The following is a 14,242-nucleotide window of genomic DNA, read 5'->3' as shown; positions in this document are numbered from 1 at the left end:
CGCAGGTACGGTCCGAGCATGAGAGATGCGAGCCGGTCGTGGCGGCGCGACCACCCCTGGGCCAAGGTGTACGAGCGGGTCAGCACCGACGAACGCCTCGGTCCGGTGCTGTGGCGCATGGGAACGGGCTCCTCGATCGAGGAGCTGCACCGTCGGGCCCGTGGCGCGCTGCTCGACCTACCCCCTGGAGCGCGGGTGCTCGACGTGCCGTGCGGTGCCGGTGTCGTGCTGCGCGACCTGCCACCCGGGCACACGTACGACTATGTCGCAGCCGACATCTCCCCCGCGATGCTGCGCCGCACCCGCGACGAAGCCGATCGCCGGGGCCTGGCGGGGATCGAGACCCGAGCGGCCGACGTCCACGCGCTCGAGGACCCCGAGGACTCCTACGACCTCGTGCTCACCTTCACCGGACTGCACTGCTTTCCCGACCCCGAGGGCGCCGTGCACGAGCTGGCCCGCGTCCTGCGTCCCGGCGGTCGGCTCGTCGGCAGCGCCTTCTGCACCGACGCCGGACGTCGCTTCACACCGGTGCACGTCGGCGGGCGGGCCATCGGTGTGCTGGGACCCGGGTGCACCCACCACGACATCGACCGGTGGCTGCGCGACGCAGGTCTGCACGACGTGCGCCTGGAGCGGTCCGGTGCCTTCACCTACTTCGAGGGCACCGGCGCCTGAGGCTCCGGACGGCCGGGACCCGCGAGGCCTGACCACGACGCGGGTGGCGCGTGAAAGAGTGAGTCCCATGCCCGGAACCAACCTCACGCGCGACGAGGCTGCCGAGCGTGCAGCCCTCGTCTCCACAGACTCCTACGTCGTCGAGCTCGACCTCACCACCGGACCCGAGAGATTCGGGTCGGTGACCACGCTGCGCTTCGGCGCCGTCCCCGGGTCGTCCACTCATCTGGACCTCGTGGGGGCCGAGGTCGAGGCCATCACCCTCAACGGCACCTCCCTCGACCCGGCCACCTACACCGACAGCCGCATCCCGCTGCCGGGCCTGCAGGCGGAGAACGAGCTGCGCGTCGAGGCGTCCTGTGCCTACTCACGCTCCGGCGAGGGCCTGCACCGTTTCGTCGACCCGGCTGACGATCGCGTCTATCTCTACACGCAGTTCGAGGTCCCGGACGCCCGTCGGGTCTTCGCGACGTTCGAGCAGCCCGACCTCAAGGCGACCTTCGAGTTCCACGTCACGGCGCCGTCGCACTGGCAGGTCGTCTCCAACTCTCCCACGCCCGAGCCCAAGAGCCTGCACGATGGTGTCAGCCGCTGGGACTTCGAGCCGACCAAGGTGATGTCCACCTACATCACCGCACTCGTGGCCGGTGAGTACCACGTCGTGCGCGACACCTACTCCGGCGAGTATGCGGACATCCCGCTCGGCGTCTTCTGCCGTCAGTCGCTCGTGGAGCACCTCGACGCCGACGACATCCTGCTCATCACCAAGCAGGGCTTCGAGTTCTTCGAGCGCGTCTTCGAGATGGGCTACCCGTTCGGCAAGTACGACCAGCTGTTCGTGCCGGAGTACAACATGGGCGCGATGGAGAATGCGGGCTGCGTGACGTTCCGCGACGAGATGATCTTCCGCTCCCGCCAGACCGTCGCCGCCTACGAGCAGCGCGCCAACACGATCCTGCACGAGATGGCGCACATGTGGTTCGGCGACCTGGTCACCATGAAGTGGTGGGACGACCTGTGGCTCAACGAGTCGTTCGCGGAGTTCGCGGCGCACCACTCCTCCGTCGAGGCCACCCGGTTCACGCAGGCCTGGACAGGTTTCACCAACAATCGCAAGAACTGGGCCTACCGTCAGGACCAGCTGCCGTCGACGCATCCGATCGCCGCCGACAACCACGACCTGCACGCCGTGGAGGCCAACTTCGACGGCATCACCTACGCCAAGGGCGCCTCGGCGCTCAAGCAGCTCGTCGCCTGGGTGGGGGTGGACGACTTCTTCGCAGGGCTCCGCTCCTACTTCGCCAAGCACGCCTACGGCAACACGACGCTGTCCGACCTGCTCCTGGAGCTGGAGCAGGCGTCCGGCCGCGAGCTCGACTCCTGGGCCGCGGAGTGGTTGCAGACGTCGGGGGTCAACACGCTGCGGCCCCGCTTCGAGACCGGGCAGGACGGCACGTTCACGTCCTTCGTCGTGGAGCAGTCCGCGATCGAGGCCTTCCCGACGCTGCGCCGTCACCGCATCGCGATCGGCCTGTACGACCGTGCCGACGGCACCCTGGTGCGCACCGGCCGTGTCGAGATCGACGTGCGGGACGCCGAGACCGACGTCCCCGAGCTCGTCGGGACCCGTCAGCCCGATCTCGTCCTGCTCAACGACGACGACCTCACCTACGCCAAGATCCGGCTCGACGGACGCTCGTTCGCCACGCTCCTGGACAGCATCGCGACGTTCGAGGCGTCGCTGCCGCGGGCCCTGTGCTGGGGGTCGGCGTGGGACATGACGCGCGACGCCGAACTCTCGTCGCAGGACTTCGTCTCGCTCGTGCTCGCCGGCGTCGGGTCCGAGTCGGACCTCACGGCCGTCGGCTCACTGCTGCGCCAGGGGCAGAGCGCCGTCAACCTGTTCACCGCCGACGCCGACCGTCCGGCACTGGCACAACGCTGGGAGAGCGGTGTCAAGGCGCTCGTCGAGGCAGCCGAGCCCGGCAGCGACCACCAGCTGGCATTCGTCCGGGCCTACGGTGCGGCCGCCTCCGGTCCGGAGTACCTGCGCGCCCTGCTCGATGGTGGACTGCCGGGCCTGGACGTCGACACCGACCTCAGGTGGAGCCTGATCACCCACCTGGCCCGCATCGGCGCCGCCGACGAGGCGGAGATCGCCGCCGAGCTCGAGCGTGACAGCACCATCTCCGGTCAGGAGCGTGCCGCCTCGGCGCGGGCGATCCAGCCGACGGCGCAGGCCAAGGAAGCGGCATGGCAGGCCGTCGCCGTCGAGGCGTCCACGCCCAACGAGACGCGCCGCCAGACCGCTGTCGCGTTCCAGGTCAGCGGTCAGGCCGACGTCCTGGAACCGTACGTCGAGCGGTACCTGCAGATGGCCGAGTCGATCATCGAGGACCAGGGCGTCTGGATCGGGCAGGTGGCGCTGGTCCACCTCTTCCCGCTGGCGAACCCGTCGCGCAGCACGCTCGATCAGGTGGATGCCTGGCTCGCCACGACATCGGCCAACGCGGCGGCCGTACGGTACGTCAGCGAGGGTCGCGACGACCTCGCCCGCGCCCTGCGCGCCCAGCAGTCCTGACCGGCCACCTGCGACCGGTGGCCGGGCTCAGCGGCTCAGTGCCGGGCCGCGGTGTCGCCTGGCGCCACCTCGACGTCGGTGCCGGGCTCCGGCGGGACGTAGTTGTTGCGCGCGGTCAGCAGGCCGAACAGCCAGATCAGCACGAACAGGCCGATGGTGCTGCCGCCGAACAGCAGCACGTTGTCGAGCACCGAGCGCTCCGGAGGCGCGGGCCAGTCCGGTGAGGCGGGCGAGTCGGCGAGCGCCGAGGTCGTCGTCGCGAACAGCCAGACAGCCACAGCAGCGAGCAAGGTGACGATCCGCACAGGAGCCTTCATGGGGTTCATCGTATCCGCCCGTAGTCTTGACCCCATGCTGGGTCTCGACGTGAACGTGCCTGATTCGTGGACGTGGGAGTCCCTCATCGAGGCGGGCACACAGATCGCACTGGTCGTCCTGCTGGCCGTCCTCATCCTCTGGGGCGCACGGCGGGCCATCCGTCGTGTCGTCAAGCGCGCGACCCAGGGAAGCCAGCGTGACCGTCGCCCCGGTGCCGGCGAACGACGCAAGCAACGGGCACAGGCGCTGGGCGACCTGCTCAACTCGGTCGTGACGCTCGTGATCGCCGGTGTCGCCCTGGTGACGGTGCTCGGTGTGGCCGGCGTGCCGATCGCGCCGCTGCTCACCAGCGCGGGCATCCTCGGTATCGCCCTCGGCTTCGGGGCTCAGACCCTGGTGAAGGACTATCTCGCCGGTATCTTCATGATCTTGGAGGACCAGTACGGGGTGGGCGACTGGATCGACATGGGCGATGCCGGCGGCGAGGTCGAGGCGGTGAGCCTGCGGGTCACGCGGCTCCGTGACACCGAGGGCACCGTCTGGTACGTCCGCAACGGTGAGGTCCTGCGGGTCGGGAACCAGAGCCAGGGCTGGGCCCGGTCGGTGCTGGACGTCACCGTCGCCTACGACACCGACATCGACCGCGTCTGCGGCGTCCTGGCCGAGGTGGCCCACGAGATGTTCGTCGATCCCGAGTACCAGGGCATCGTCCTGGAGGAACCCGAGGTCTGGGGCGTCAACGAGCTCGCGAAGGACGGCGTGGTCGTCAGGGTGGCGATCAAGACCGCGCCGCTGAAGCAGTGGGCCACCACCCGTGAGCTGCGAGCGCGGGTCAAGAACCGGTTCGATGCCGAGGGGATCGAGATCCCACGCTCGTTCCTCACGGGTGTGGCGCCGTCATGAGCTTCTACGAGGAGATCGGCGGACGCGCCACGATCCAGCGGATCGTGGAGGTGTTCTACGAGGGGGTGGCCACCGACGACCTCCTGCGACCCATGTACCCCGAGGAGGACCTCGCTCCCGCGGCCGAGCGGTTCACGATGTTCCTCGAGCAGTACTGGGGCGGTCCCACCACGTACAGCGAGCAGCGCGGCCACCCGCGGCTGCGGATGCGGCACGCCCCCTTCCCGGTGACCGCCGAGGCCAAGGACCGTTGGCTGATGCACTTCCGCAAGGGCCTGGACGCCGTCGACCTCGATCCCGAGCACGACGCCCAGTTCTGGGGCTACGTACAGCACGCTGCCCAGTTCATGATCAACTCCGCGGACCCAATCTGACCGGGCCGACCGCACCTTCACGCGGCGGAGCTGGGTCATGAACCGACCAGCACCGCATGATCAACTCCGCATGACCAACACGCCGGCCTGAGTGGGCTCAGGCGCCGGTGAGGGCCGCCCGTTCGTCGTCGGTCAGCGGACGCGACCGCTGCGCCTGCAGGTCGAACCCGACGAGCACGGCATCGGTCCGCCCGTACCGTCCACCCTCGAACAGGGTGCTGACGGTGAACGACGACGTGCCGACGTGCGTCACGGCGGTCTCGGCCGCGTACGGTTCGGGCCGCCAGGCGAACGGCTCCCCCACGGTGAGGTCGACGCGCGCCACCACGAACCGGCCGGGGCTCGCGACACCGCGGGCCCGCACGACGGAGGCGATGCGCGCCTCCTGCGCGTACTCGAAGACCTTGCTCACGGTGACCGTGCCGTCGACCCCGAGATCGCTGTGCCGCACCCGCACCGCGTAGGGCTCGCCCTGTCCGGTGTCGAGGGTCTGCAGCTCGGCCCGGGGCCGGCTCGTCACCCTGGCGAACGGCACGTCCGCCCCGGCGGGAGCGATCTCCTGCACCAGCACGTCGTCCACGGTGCGCGTGGCGACGACCACGGGCACCCGGCGCAGGAGCAGGGGTCGCAGGTACTCCACTGACACCGAGCCGACCGGGGCATCGAGCAGCTCCCCAGCCGCCACGTGCGCGGCACGCGCCTGGACGGCGTAGTCGAGGTAGACGACGTTGTTGACGTGGCTCAGCTCGTCGAGGTCCGCCCAACGCATGGGCATCTCGTGGATCAGCGGCGCAGACACGCGCTCGATCGTCTCAGACCGCCGCGGTCGGGACTACGGCGCCTCGATCACGACGAGGACGTCGCCCTCCTGGACGATCTGGCCCTCGGCGACGAGCACCTCGCTCACTGTTCCGGTGGCGGGCGCGTGCACCGGTATTTCCATCTTCATGGACTCCAGGACTGCGAGGACATCGCCTTCGGCCACGTCAGCGCCGGTCTCGGTGAGCAGCTTCCAGACGTTCGAGACGACGTCGGCTCGCGCCTCGGCCACGCTCATACCTGCACCGGCGCGAGCATGCGCAGTGCATCGACCAGGCGGTCGCGAGTCTCCTCGGGATGGATCACGTCGTCGAGGATGCCGGCCTCGGCGGCCAGGTACGGTCGGGCGACGTTCTCCCGGTACTCGGCGGCGAGCTCGTCGCGCAGTGCCACGGGGTCCTCGGCGTCACGCAGCGCACGTCGGTGCAGGAGGGCAACGGCTCCCCCGGGACCCATGACGGCGATCTCCGAGCCGGACCACGCCCACGTCATGTCGGCACCCAGGGAGCGGGCGCCCATGGCGATGTACGCGCCGCCGTAGGCCTTGCGCACCACGACCGTGAGCACCGGTGACGTGGCCTCGACGTAGGCGCGCAGCATGGTGGCACCCTGGGTGATCACGCCGCGGCCCTCCTCCACCGTGCCGGGCAGGAACCCGGGAACGTCGACGAAGGTCAGCACGGGCAGGTCGTACCGGGAGCAGAAGTCGACGAAGCGTGAGATCTTGACCGACGCCTTGGCATCGAGGATGCCGCCGCGACGCAGCGGCTGGTTGGCCACGACGCCGACGGGGCGACCGTCGAGGCGCGCGAGCATGGTGATGACGCTGGGTGCGTGCTCGGGGCTCAGCTCCAGGCGGTCCCCGTCCTCGGCGCTGTCGAGGATGCCGTCGAGCACCTCGTGCATGTCGAAGACGATGCTGGACTTCTCGGGCACGACGTGCGGGAGCCTGGCGACGGCGGCCTCGGCAGCCGGACGGGCGGGCAGCAGTCGCGGGGAGCCTGCGACCTTGGACGGCAGGAAGGACAGCAGGCGGCGCGCGGAGTCCAGCGCCTCCTCCTCGGTCTCGACCTCGAGGTGCGCGACACCACTGGTGCGGGTGTGCATGCCGGAGCCGCCGATCTCGTCGGCGGTGGCGTCCTCGCCGGTGGCGGCCCGCACGATCTCGGGACCGGTGAGGAACATCTGGGCCTGCTCCTTGACCATGATCGTCCAGTCGGTCAGGGCCGGGGAGTAGGCGGCGGCCCCGGCGCAGGGCCCGAGGATCAACGAGATCTGGGGGATGCGACGGCTCGCCTGCACGTTGAGGTTGAAGATGCCGCCGCAGCCGTGCAGGGCGTGGATGCCGTCGTGGATGCGTGCGCCGCCGGAGTCGTTGATGTAGACGATGGGGTGGCCGCGGTCGATGGCCAGCTTCTGGGCGCGCTGGACGGCCTCGGCGAAGACGGCGCCGATCGCCCCGGACGCGACGGCCGCGTCGTGGCTGGCCACGACGACGGGCCGTCCATCCACCATGCCCCAGCCGATGACGACACCGGATCCTGCGTTGGAGCCGGCCGTGCGCAACGGCGTCAGCTCGACGAAGGACCCGGCGTCGACGAACAGCTCGGCGCGCTCACGCGCCGTGTGGGTGCGGCGCCCTCGCGGCTCGACCCGCTCTCCGCGTTCTTGACGTCGCTGCGCGAGGACGTCGCGATGATCGTGGGACCCGGTGGGTCCGGCGTCGCGGACAGTGGTGTCGATCTGGGTCATGCGTTCTCCCTCGAAAAGTCGCGCCCAAACATGAGGACTTCCTCAACTATACATGAAACATGAGGAGTACCTCATCTTTGTGTCACAGGTCTCGCCACGCCCCGACCGGTGCGCTACGGTGGGCACTAAGCAAGCGCTTAGCCGATCAGAGGAGTGTCATGCCGAACACCGATGGAACCGGGTCCCGTACCGCGATCGTCACCGGAGCCGCCCGCGGCATCGGAGCCGCCATCGCCCAGCGTCTCGCCGCCGACGGCCTGTCCGTGGCAGTCGTCGACCTGGACGAGGCTGCCTGCGCGGGAACCGTCGAGACCATCACCTCTGCCGGCGGTCGGGCCCTGGCCATCGGCGCCGACGTCTCCGACGCCACGAGCGTCGACACGGCCGTGGAGCGCGTCGTCGACGAACTCGGCGCACCGACCGTCGTGGTCAACAACGCCGGCATCCTGCGCGACAACCTGCTGTTCAAGATGAGCGTCGACGACTGGGACGCCGTCATGGCCGTCCACCTGCGCGGCGCCTTCAACACCGTCAAGGCGGCGCAGAAGCACATGGTCGAGGCGAAGTTCGGCCGGATCATCAATCTCTCCAGCACCTCGGCACTGGGCAACCGCGGACAGGTCAACTACTCCGCGGCCAAGGCCGGCCTGCAGGGCTACACCAAGACGCTCGCCATCGAGCTCGGCAAGTTCGGGGTCACCGCCAACGCCATCGCCCCCGGCTTCATCCAGACCGACATGACCGCCGCCACCGCCGAGCGCGTCGGAGTGCCGTTCGACGACTTCATCAAGTACAGCGCCGAGCAGATCCCCGTGCAGCGCGTCGGCCAGCCCGAGGACATTGCCCACACGGCGTCGTTCCTCATCAGCGAGGGCGCGGGCTTCGTCTCCGGGCAGGTCATCTATGTCGCCGGCGGACCCAAGGACTGACGATGACCGAAGGACTGGACCTTCATGCCCTTGCCGGGTGGCTGGCCGCCGAACGACCCGGACTGCTCGACGGCCCGCTCGAGGCGAGCCTCATCACCGGCGGCAAGTCGAACCTCACCTACGCCGTCAGCGACGGCTCTCGTGAGGTCATCGTGCGACGCCCGCCGCTCGGGCACGTGCTCGCCACCGCCCACGACATGGGTCGCGAGCATCGGGTGATCACCGCCCTGGCCGACACCGCGGTCCCAGTACCGGTCACCTACGGGCTCTGCGAGGACGACTCCGTCATCGGTGCCCCGTTCTACGTCATGGAACGGGTCCCCGGCACTGCGTTCGCCCAGGCGTCCCAGCTCATCGAGCTCGGCGAGGTGCGGACCCGGACGATCACCGAGCGGATGATCAGTGTCCTGGCCGACCTGCACGCCGTCGATCCCGAGAGCGTCGGCCTCGGCGACTTCGGCCGACCCGACGGGTACCTGGAGCGCCAGGTGCGTCGCTGGAAGAAGCAGCTCGAGGCCTCCCGGAGCCGTGAGCTGCCCGGCATGGACGAGCTGATCGCTCGCCTCGACTCCTCCATCCCCACCGGCGGCGAGGCCGCGATCGTGCACGGCGACTACCGGCTGGACAACCTGCTCGTGGACGCCGACGACCGCATCACCGCCGTCCTCGACTGGGAGATGAGCACCCTCGGCGATCCGCTCACCGACGTCGCGGTCCTGCTCGCCTACCAACAGCTGGGCGAGCAGGCACCGGCGGCGGGCCGTGGCCTCGTGACCGACGCCGCCAAGGCTCCCGGACACCTCTCCCGGGAGGAGTCCCTCACGCTGTACGCCGAGCGATCCGGACGCGATGTCTCCGACATCGACTTCCACCTCGCCCTCGCCTTCTTCAAGCTGGCGGTGATCCTGGAGGGCATCCACTTCCGCCACTCGCAGGGCCAGACGCTCGGCAGTGGGTTCGACGGCATCGGCGACCTCATCCAGCCACTCATCCAGGCGGGCCTGCGGGCCTGAGAACGGACCGGCCCGGCCACGGCGCGCTCCCCCAGCCGGCCCCCGCACCCACCTCGGCCGTGCGGCCCGGCGCCCACCCGGGCGCGTCCCGCGTCGCGCGGATCGCGACGTGACGGCGACAGCCCACTAGGGTGGTCGCCGTGTCCGCCGAGATCCTCGAGCCCCGCAGGCGCCCCACCCAGGAGCGCAGCCAGCGCAAGTTCGACCTGCTCCTGCAGGTCTCGCGCGAGCTGCTGCTGGAGGTCGGGTTCGAGTCGTTCACGTGCGAGGAGGTGGCGCACCGCGCTGACCTGCCCATCGGCACGCTGTACCAGTTCTTCGCCAACAAGTACGTCATCGTCTGCGAGCTCGACCGACGCGACGCCGTCGCCGTGCGTGAGGAGCTGGCCGAGTTCGTCGGCGAGATCCCGACGCTGGACTGGCTGCGGTTCCTCGATCGACTCGTCGACCACATGGCGGCCCTGTGGGTGGATGACCCGTCGCGCCGTGCGGTCTGGCACGCCGTGCAGTCCACTCCGGCCACCCGAGCCACCGCCGCCCTCACCGAGCGCGAGTTCGCCGCCGAGGTCTCCAAGGTGCTCGCTCCGCTGACGCCCGGCACACCTCGCGAGCGGCGGCGGATCATGGCCGAGGTCCTCGTGCACGTCACCTACTCGATGCTCAACTTCTCCGTCCGCGACGGCCAGGGCCACTCCGAGGCCGTCATCGAGCTCAAACGGCTGCTCGCCGCCTACCTGCTCGCCGGCGAGCAGGCCTGACGGTCGGCGCCCGCGCTCGTGGCCCCGCTGCGGAAGGCTCGTCGGTAGGCCGACGGAGTGATCTTCACCTGCCGACTGAAGTGGTGACGGAACGTCACCGCGCTCTGGAAGCCGACGGCCGCCGAGATCTCCTCGATCGACGCGTTCGTCGTCTCCAGCAGACCGAGGCTGGCCTCGATCCGCTGGGCGATCAACCACCGGATCGGGCTCGTCCCCGTCGCAGCGGTGAAGTGCCGCAGGTAGGTACGCGGGGACAGGTGGGCGCTGGCCGCCAGGTCCTCCAGCGTGAGCGGCTCGGACAGGCGCTCACGGGCCCAGTCCATGCTCCGTGCGACCTCGTGCCGCTCACCGTCGACCCGCACCGGCGACTCGATGTACTGCGCCTGCCCGCCGTCACGGTGCGGCTGCGAGACCAGTCGCCGCGCCAGCAGGTTGGCCACCGCGCCCCCGAAGTCACGACGCACGAGATGGAGGCAGAGGTCGAGCCCGGCGGTGCTGCCGGCGCTCGTGAGCACGTCCCCGGCGTCGACGAACAGCGGCAGGGGGTCGACCTCGACGCTCGGATACCTCTCGGCCAACCGTTCGGCGTAGAGCCAGTGCGTGGTCGCCGGGCGTTTGTCCAGCAGGCCGGCACCGGCGAGGGCGAAGGCCCCGCTGCAGATCGAGGCGATCCTGGCGCCGCGCCGGTGCGCCGCACGCAGGGCATCGACGAGCTCGGCCGACGGCGGCACCTCGACGTCGGAGATGCTGGGGATGACCACGGTGTCGGCCGCGGCGAAGGCCTCCAGCCCGTGGGGAGCGGTCAACACCGCCCCGCCGACGGTGCCGAACCCGCCGGGCCGCTCCGCACACAGCCGGACGTCGTACCAGGGTTCGGGCAGGTCCGGCCAGGCCACACCGAACACCTCGGTGACGACCCCGGTCTCGTACAACGACATCCCGTCGTAGGCAAGCACCGCGACCACATGGGGCGAACGCCGGGCTGATGACACCATGGCGATATCTTATCGAACATGGTCAATCACGCCACTGTTGGTGAGGCGTCGACAGGACGAGCATGGCCACCATGACGATGCACGCCTCCTCCCCCACGACCGACCAGCTCTCGTGGACTGCCCGCGAACGACACCTGACCATCGGCGGACTGCTGGCGATCGGCCTCAGCTTCGGCCTCGCCCGGTACGGGTACGGACTGTTCCTCCCCGACATCCGTCGCGAGTTCGATCTGTCGGTGAGCACTGTCGGCGTCATCGGGAGCGCGGCGTACGTCGGGTACCTGCTGGCGCTGCTCGCCGTGGGCAGGCTCGCCGATCGCGCCGGACCGCGGGTGCTGGTGGGGACCGGAGGCGCCTCAGCCGTGCTCGGCATCTCCCTGGTCGCCGTCGCACCGAACGTCGCCGTGCTCACGGTGGGACTGGTGCTTGCCGGCACCAGCCCTGCCTGGTCATGGGCTCCGTACTCCGACGCCGTCGAGGTCGCCGTCTCCCCCGCCAAGCGCGAGCGGGTCCTGTCGATCGTTCCTGCAGGGACAGCGGTCGGCACTGCCGCCGTCGGACCGCTCGCGCTGGTGGCATCCGGCGATGCCTGGCGCTGGGCCTGGGGCGCCATGGCAGTGATGGCGGCCGTGGCCGCCGTCTACGCGACGTGGACCCTCCCGGCCCATGGTCCACGCAGGCGCGACTCACCTCGGTCGCACTCCGCACCCGGCATCAGCTGGCTGGTGCTGCCTGCGGCGTTCCCGCTGTACCTGACGGCACTCGCGTACGGGGTCATCGGGTCCTTCTACTGGAACTACGCGACCGAGGTCATCAGCGCCACGACCACGAGCGCGGTCGCCGTGCCGGCGTTCTGGACCCTGATGGGTGGGGCCGGTCTGCTCGGCATGCTGGCCGGCGTCGTGCTGTCGCGGCTCGGGCTCGGGCGCTCCTCGGCACTGCTGTTCAGCACGCTCGGCCTCGCCTTGGCACTACTGGGCGTGCTCCCCGGGTCGATCGTCGCGGCAGGCATCTCCGCCACCCTGTACGGTCCGGCGTTCATGGTGGGTGCCAGCCTGCTGGCGGTCTGGAGCTATCAGGTGTTCCCGGGCCGCCCCACGGCCGGCTTCACCGCCACCCTGCTCTGCCTCGGCGCCGGCACGATCCTCGGACCGGCCACGCTGGGCCTCCTGGCGGACCACGTCGGACTGCGCACCGCGTTCCTCCTCACGGCGTGCCTGTGCCTCGTCACGATCGCGGCGCGTCCCCGCCGGCACCCCTGACCGGGCGTCTGGTGCCCTAGCGCAGCGTGCGGCGCACGACGCCGGCCAGGTGCTCGGCCACCTCGGAGGCCTGCTCCAAGGTGGGCGCCTCGACCATCACCCGCACCAGGTCCTCGGTGCCGGACTGGCGCAGCAGGACGCGACCGTGGCCGGCCAGACGTCCGGTGGCGGCGGCGACCTCCGCCTGCAGGACGGGGTCGGTCTCGGTCCGTGACTTGTCGACGTCGGGCACGTTGACCAGCACCTGCGGCAACCGGGTCATCACCCCGGCCAGCTCAGCGAGCGAACGTCCGGTGGTGGCCATCCGGCCGGCCAGGCACAGCGCCGTCAGCACACCGTCGCCCGTGGTGGCGTGGTCACTCATGATGACGTGCCCGGACTGCTCGCCACCGAGCACGAAGCCACCGGCACGCAGGGCCTCCAGGACGTAGCGGTCACCCACCGCCGTCTGCACGACGGTGATGCCCGCGGCCTCCATGGCCTGCACGAAGCCCAGGTTGCTCATCACGGTGGCCACGACCGTCTCGCTGCGCAGGGCGCCGGCCGCCTGGCTGGCCAGGGCGAGGATCGCCAGGATCTGGTCCCCGTCGACGATCTCACCGTCGGCATCGACGGCCAGGCACCGGTCGGCGTCGCCATCGAAGGCGAACCCGGCATCGGCGCCATGAGCGACGACCGCCGCCTGCAGCCCGTCCAGGTGGGTGGAGCCGCAGCCGTCGTTGATGTTGAGCCCGTCGGGCTCGGCATTGATCGCGACGACCTCGGCACCGAGGCCGGCGAAGGCCTCGGGGCCGACCTCGAAAGCCGCGCCATGGGCGCAGTCGAGCACCACCTTGAGCCCGTCCAGCCGAACACCGGCGGCCTCGGTGAGGTGACGGACGTAGGTGCTGACCCCGACGCGACTGTCACCCAGACGGCCGACTGCGGCCCCGGTGGGCCTGTCCCACGGCTCCTGCAGGCGCTTCTCGATGGCGAGCTCGATGTCGTCGGCCAGCTTCAGTCCGCCACGGGCGAGGAACTTGATGCCGTTGTCAGGCATCGCGTTGTGGCTCGCGGAGATCATGACGCCCATGTCGGCGTCGAGCTCGGCAGTCAGGAACGCAGCGCCCGGCGTCGGGACGACGCCGAGCCGGTGCACGTCGACCCCGGCCGAGGCCAGGCCCGCGACGATCGCCGCCTCGAGGAACTCCCCCGAGGCACGGGGGTCACGAGCGACCACCGCGGTGGGCCGCTGGTCGGCAAAGGCACCAGCCTCGCCCAGGACGTGGGCGGCGGCCACGGCGAGGTCCAGCGCGAGCTCGGCGGTGAGATCGCGATTGGCGAGCCCTCGGACTCCGTCGGTGCCGAAGATCCGACCCAAAGGTCAGCGCTTGCTGTACTGCGGAGCCTTACGCGCCTTCTTGAGGCCGGCCTTCTTGCGCTCCTTGATCCGAGCGTCACGGGTGAGCAGTCCGGCCTTCTTGAGCACCGGACGGTTCACCTCCTCATCGACGGCGTTGAGCGCGCGAGCGACACCCAGGCGCAGTGCGCCGGCCTGGCCGGTCATCCCGCCGCCGGTGACCCGTGCGACGACGTCGAAGCTCTGCTCGAGGCTGGTCTCGGCGAGCGCCTCCTTGGCGATCTGCTGATGCAGCTTGTTGGGGAGGAACTCCTCCAACGGCTTGCCGTTGACGATCCAGCTGCCGGAGCCGGGCACGATGCGCACACGGGCGATGGCCTGCTTGCGGCGGCCGGTGGCGGCGCCGGGGGCGACGACGGACGTGCTGACCGGGCCGTCGGCAGCGCCGGCGCTCTCGGAGGTGTAGGCCACGCCCTCGGCGTTGCTCTCGAACTCGGTGTCGGTGGTGGTGTCGGCCACGA

Annotated in this window: 15 protein-coding genes; 8 read left to right on the top strand and 7 right to left on the bottom strand. The window is 70.2% G+C overall.

The annotated features are described in order from the left end of the window. The first annotated feature begins 18 nt into the window (after positions 1–18). Together ACEVFP_RS04545 and pepN are read left to right on the top strand one after the other, a co-directional pair. Positions 19–678, top strand: coding sequence for a class I SAM-dependent methyltransferase (locus tag ACEVFP_RS04545; protein ID WP_375002303.1), 660 nt, complete (start codon positions 19–21; stop codon positions 676–678). A 67-nt stretch (positions 679–745) separates the two neighbouring features. Next, complete coding sequence (gene pepN, locus ACEVFP_RS04540) at positions 746–3,259, top strand: aminopeptidase N (protein ID WP_375002301.1); 2,514 nt, start codon at positions 746–748, stop codon at positions 3,257–3,259. A gap of 35 nt (positions 3,260–3,294) precedes the next feature. Here the strand turns inward: pepN and ACEVFP_RS04535 are convergent, their stop codons facing one another. Next, positions 3,295–3,576, bottom strand: coding sequence for a hypothetical protein (locus ACEVFP_RS04535; protein WP_375002300.1), 282 nt, complete (start codon positions 3,574–3,576; stop codon positions 3,295–3,297). 34 nt (positions 3,577–3,610) lie between these two features. Between ACEVFP_RS04535 and ACEVFP_RS04530 the strand changes: the two genes are divergently transcribed. After that, positions 3,611–4,480, top strand: a complete 870-nt coding sequence (locus tag ACEVFP_RS04530; protein ID WP_375002298.1) for a mechanosensitive ion channel family protein — start codon at positions 3,611–3,613, stop codon at positions 4,478–4,480. Next, positions 4,477–4,854, top strand: coding sequence for a globin (locus ACEVFP_RS04525; protein ID WP_375002297.1), 378 nt, complete (start codon positions 4,477–4,479; stop codon positions 4,852–4,854). The genes ACEVFP_RS04530 and ACEVFP_RS04525 overlap by 4 nt, the downstream gene beginning before the upstream one ends. A gap of 97 nt (positions 4,855–4,951) precedes the next feature. On the opposite strand, the gene ACEVFP_RS04520 is transcribed toward ACEVFP_RS04525, so the two are convergent. From ACEVFP_RS04520 to ACEVFP_RS04510, 3 genes are read right to left on the bottom strand one after another with little or no spacing between them, the layout of a single operon-like run. Next, complete coding sequence (locus tag ACEVFP_RS04520; RefSeq protein WP_375002296.1) at positions 4,952–5,653, bottom strand: hypothetical protein; 702 nt, start codon at positions 5,651–5,653, stop codon at positions 4,952–4,954. Between the two features lie 33 nt (positions 5,654–5,686). Next, positions 5,687–5,911, bottom strand: coding sequence for a biotin/lipoyl-binding carrier protein (locus ACEVFP_RS04515; RefSeq protein WP_375002294.1), 225 nt, complete (start codon positions 5,909–5,911; stop codon positions 5,687–5,689). After that, on the bottom strand, positions 5,908–7,425 hold the full coding sequence (locus ACEVFP_RS04510; RefSeq protein WP_375002293.1) for an acyl-CoA carboxylase subunit beta: 1,518 nt from the start codon (positions 7,423–7,425) through the stop codon (positions 5,908–5,910). The genes ACEVFP_RS04515 and ACEVFP_RS04510 overlap by 4 nt, the downstream gene beginning before the upstream one ends. 158 nt (positions 7,426–7,583) lie before the next feature. Here ACEVFP_RS04510 and fabG point away from each other — a divergent pair, with 158 nt between their 5' ends. The 3 genes from fabG (at position 7,584) to ACEVFP_RS04495 (ending at position 10,125) form a co-directional block, all read left to right on the top strand. After that, the gene (gene fabG / locus ACEVFP_RS04505) at positions 7,584–8,354 is read left to right on the top strand and encodes a 3-oxoacyl-ACP reductase FabG (protein WP_375002291.1); all 771 of its coding nucleotides are present in this window, start codon (positions 7,584–7,586) and stop codon (positions 8,352–8,354) included. A gap of 2 nt (positions 8,355–8,356) precedes the next feature. Continuing rightward, positions 8,357–9,367, top strand: coding sequence for a phosphotransferase family protein (locus ACEVFP_RS04500; RefSeq protein WP_375002289.1), 1,011 nt, complete (start codon positions 8,357–8,359; stop codon positions 9,365–9,367). A gap of 140 nt (positions 9,368–9,507) precedes the next feature. Continuing rightward, positions 9,508–10,125 (top strand): TetR/AcrR family transcriptional regulator, encoded by a 618-nt coding sequence (locus ACEVFP_RS04495; protein ID WP_375002287.1) that lies wholly within the window; start codon positions 9,508–9,510, stop codon positions 10,123–10,125. Here the strand turns inward: ACEVFP_RS04495 and ACEVFP_RS04490 are convergent. Then, entirely contained in the window at positions 10,098–11,120 is a 1,023-nt protein-coding gene (locus ACEVFP_RS04490) for a helix-turn-helix domain-containing protein (RefSeq protein WP_375002286.1), read from the bottom strand. The two genes, ACEVFP_RS04495 and ACEVFP_RS04490, sit on opposite strands and share 28 nt — an antisense overlap. Positions 11,121–11,182: 62 nt before the next feature. Here ACEVFP_RS04490 and ACEVFP_RS04485 point away from each other — a divergent pair, with 62 nt between their 5' ends. Then, complete coding sequence (locus tag ACEVFP_RS04485) at positions 11,183–12,382, top strand: MFS transporter (RefSeq protein WP_375002285.1); 1,200 nt, start codon at positions 11,183–11,185, stop codon at positions 12,380–12,382. A 16-nt stretch (positions 12,383–12,398) separates the two neighbouring features. On the opposite strand, the gene glmM is transcribed toward ACEVFP_RS04485, so the two are convergent. Then, positions 12,399–13,742, bottom strand: a complete 1,344-nt coding sequence (gene glmM / locus ACEVFP_RS04480; RefSeq protein ID WP_375002284.1) for a phosphoglucosamine mutase — start codon at positions 13,740–13,742, stop codon at positions 12,399–12,401. 3 nt (positions 13,743–13,745) lie between these two features. Next, a complete protein-coding gene (gene rpsI, locus ACEVFP_RS04475; protein ID WP_375002283.1) occupies positions 13,746–14,240 on the bottom strand; it encodes a 30S ribosomal protein S9 in 495 nt (164 codons plus the stop codon). Positions 14,241–14,242 lie beyond the last annotated feature (2 nt).

Origin of the sequence: Aeromicrobium sp. CTD01-1L150 (genome assembly GCF_041951745.1) — a bacterium.
Taxonomy (GTDB): Bacteria; Actinomycetota; Actinomycetes; order Propionibacteriales; family Nocardioidaceae; genus Aeromicrobium.
The sequence above is the reverse complement of the archived record's forward strand: the minus strand, read 5'-3'. Positions and strand labels throughout refer to the sequence as shown.

Bases quoted from the DNA above. Each gene is read 5' to 3' on its own strand.
- ACEVFP_RS04530 (WP_375002298.1), top strand. From the start codon at position 3,611: ATGCTGGGTCTCGACGTGAACGTGCCTGATTCGTGGACGTGGGAGTCC.
- fabG (WP_375002291.1), top strand. From the start codon at position 7,584: ATGCCGAACACCGATGGAACCGGGTCCCGTACCGCGATCGTCACCGGA.
- ACEVFP_RS04485 (WP_375002285.1), top strand. From the start codon at position 11,183: ATGGCCACCATGACGATGCACGCCTCCTCCCCCACGACCGACCAGCTC.
- ACEVFP_RS04515 (WP_375002294.1), bottom strand. From the start codon at position 5,911: ATGAGCGTGGCCGAGGCGCGAGCCGACGTCGTCTCGAACGTCTGGAAG.
- ACEVFP_RS04525 (WP_375002297.1), top strand. From the start codon at position 4,477: ATGAGCTTCTACGAGGAGATCGGCGGACGCGCCACGATCCAGCGGATC.
- ACEVFP_RS04500 (WP_375002289.1), top strand. From the start codon at position 8,357: ATGACCGAAGGACTGGACCTTCATGCCCTTGCCGGGTGGCTGGCCGCC.
- ACEVFP_RS04545 (WP_375002303.1), top strand. From the start codon at position 19: ATGAGAGATGCGAGCCGGTCGTGGCGGCGCGACCACCCCTGGGCCAAG.
- ACEVFP_RS04510 (WP_375002293.1), bottom strand. From the start codon at position 7,425: ATGACCCAGATCGACACCACTGTCCGCGACGCCGGACCCACCGGGTCC.
- pepN (WP_375002301.1), top strand. From the start codon at position 746: ATGCCCGGAACCAACCTCACGCGCGACGAGGCTGCCGAGCGTGCAGCC.
- ACEVFP_RS04490 (WP_375002286.1), bottom strand. From the start codon at position 11,120: ATGGTGTCATCAGCCCGGCGTTCGCCCCATGTGGTCGCGGTGCTTGCC.
- ACEVFP_RS04535 (WP_375002300.1), bottom strand. From the start codon at position 3,576: ATGAAGGCTCCTGTGCGGATCGTCACCTTGCTCGCTGCTGTGGCTGTC.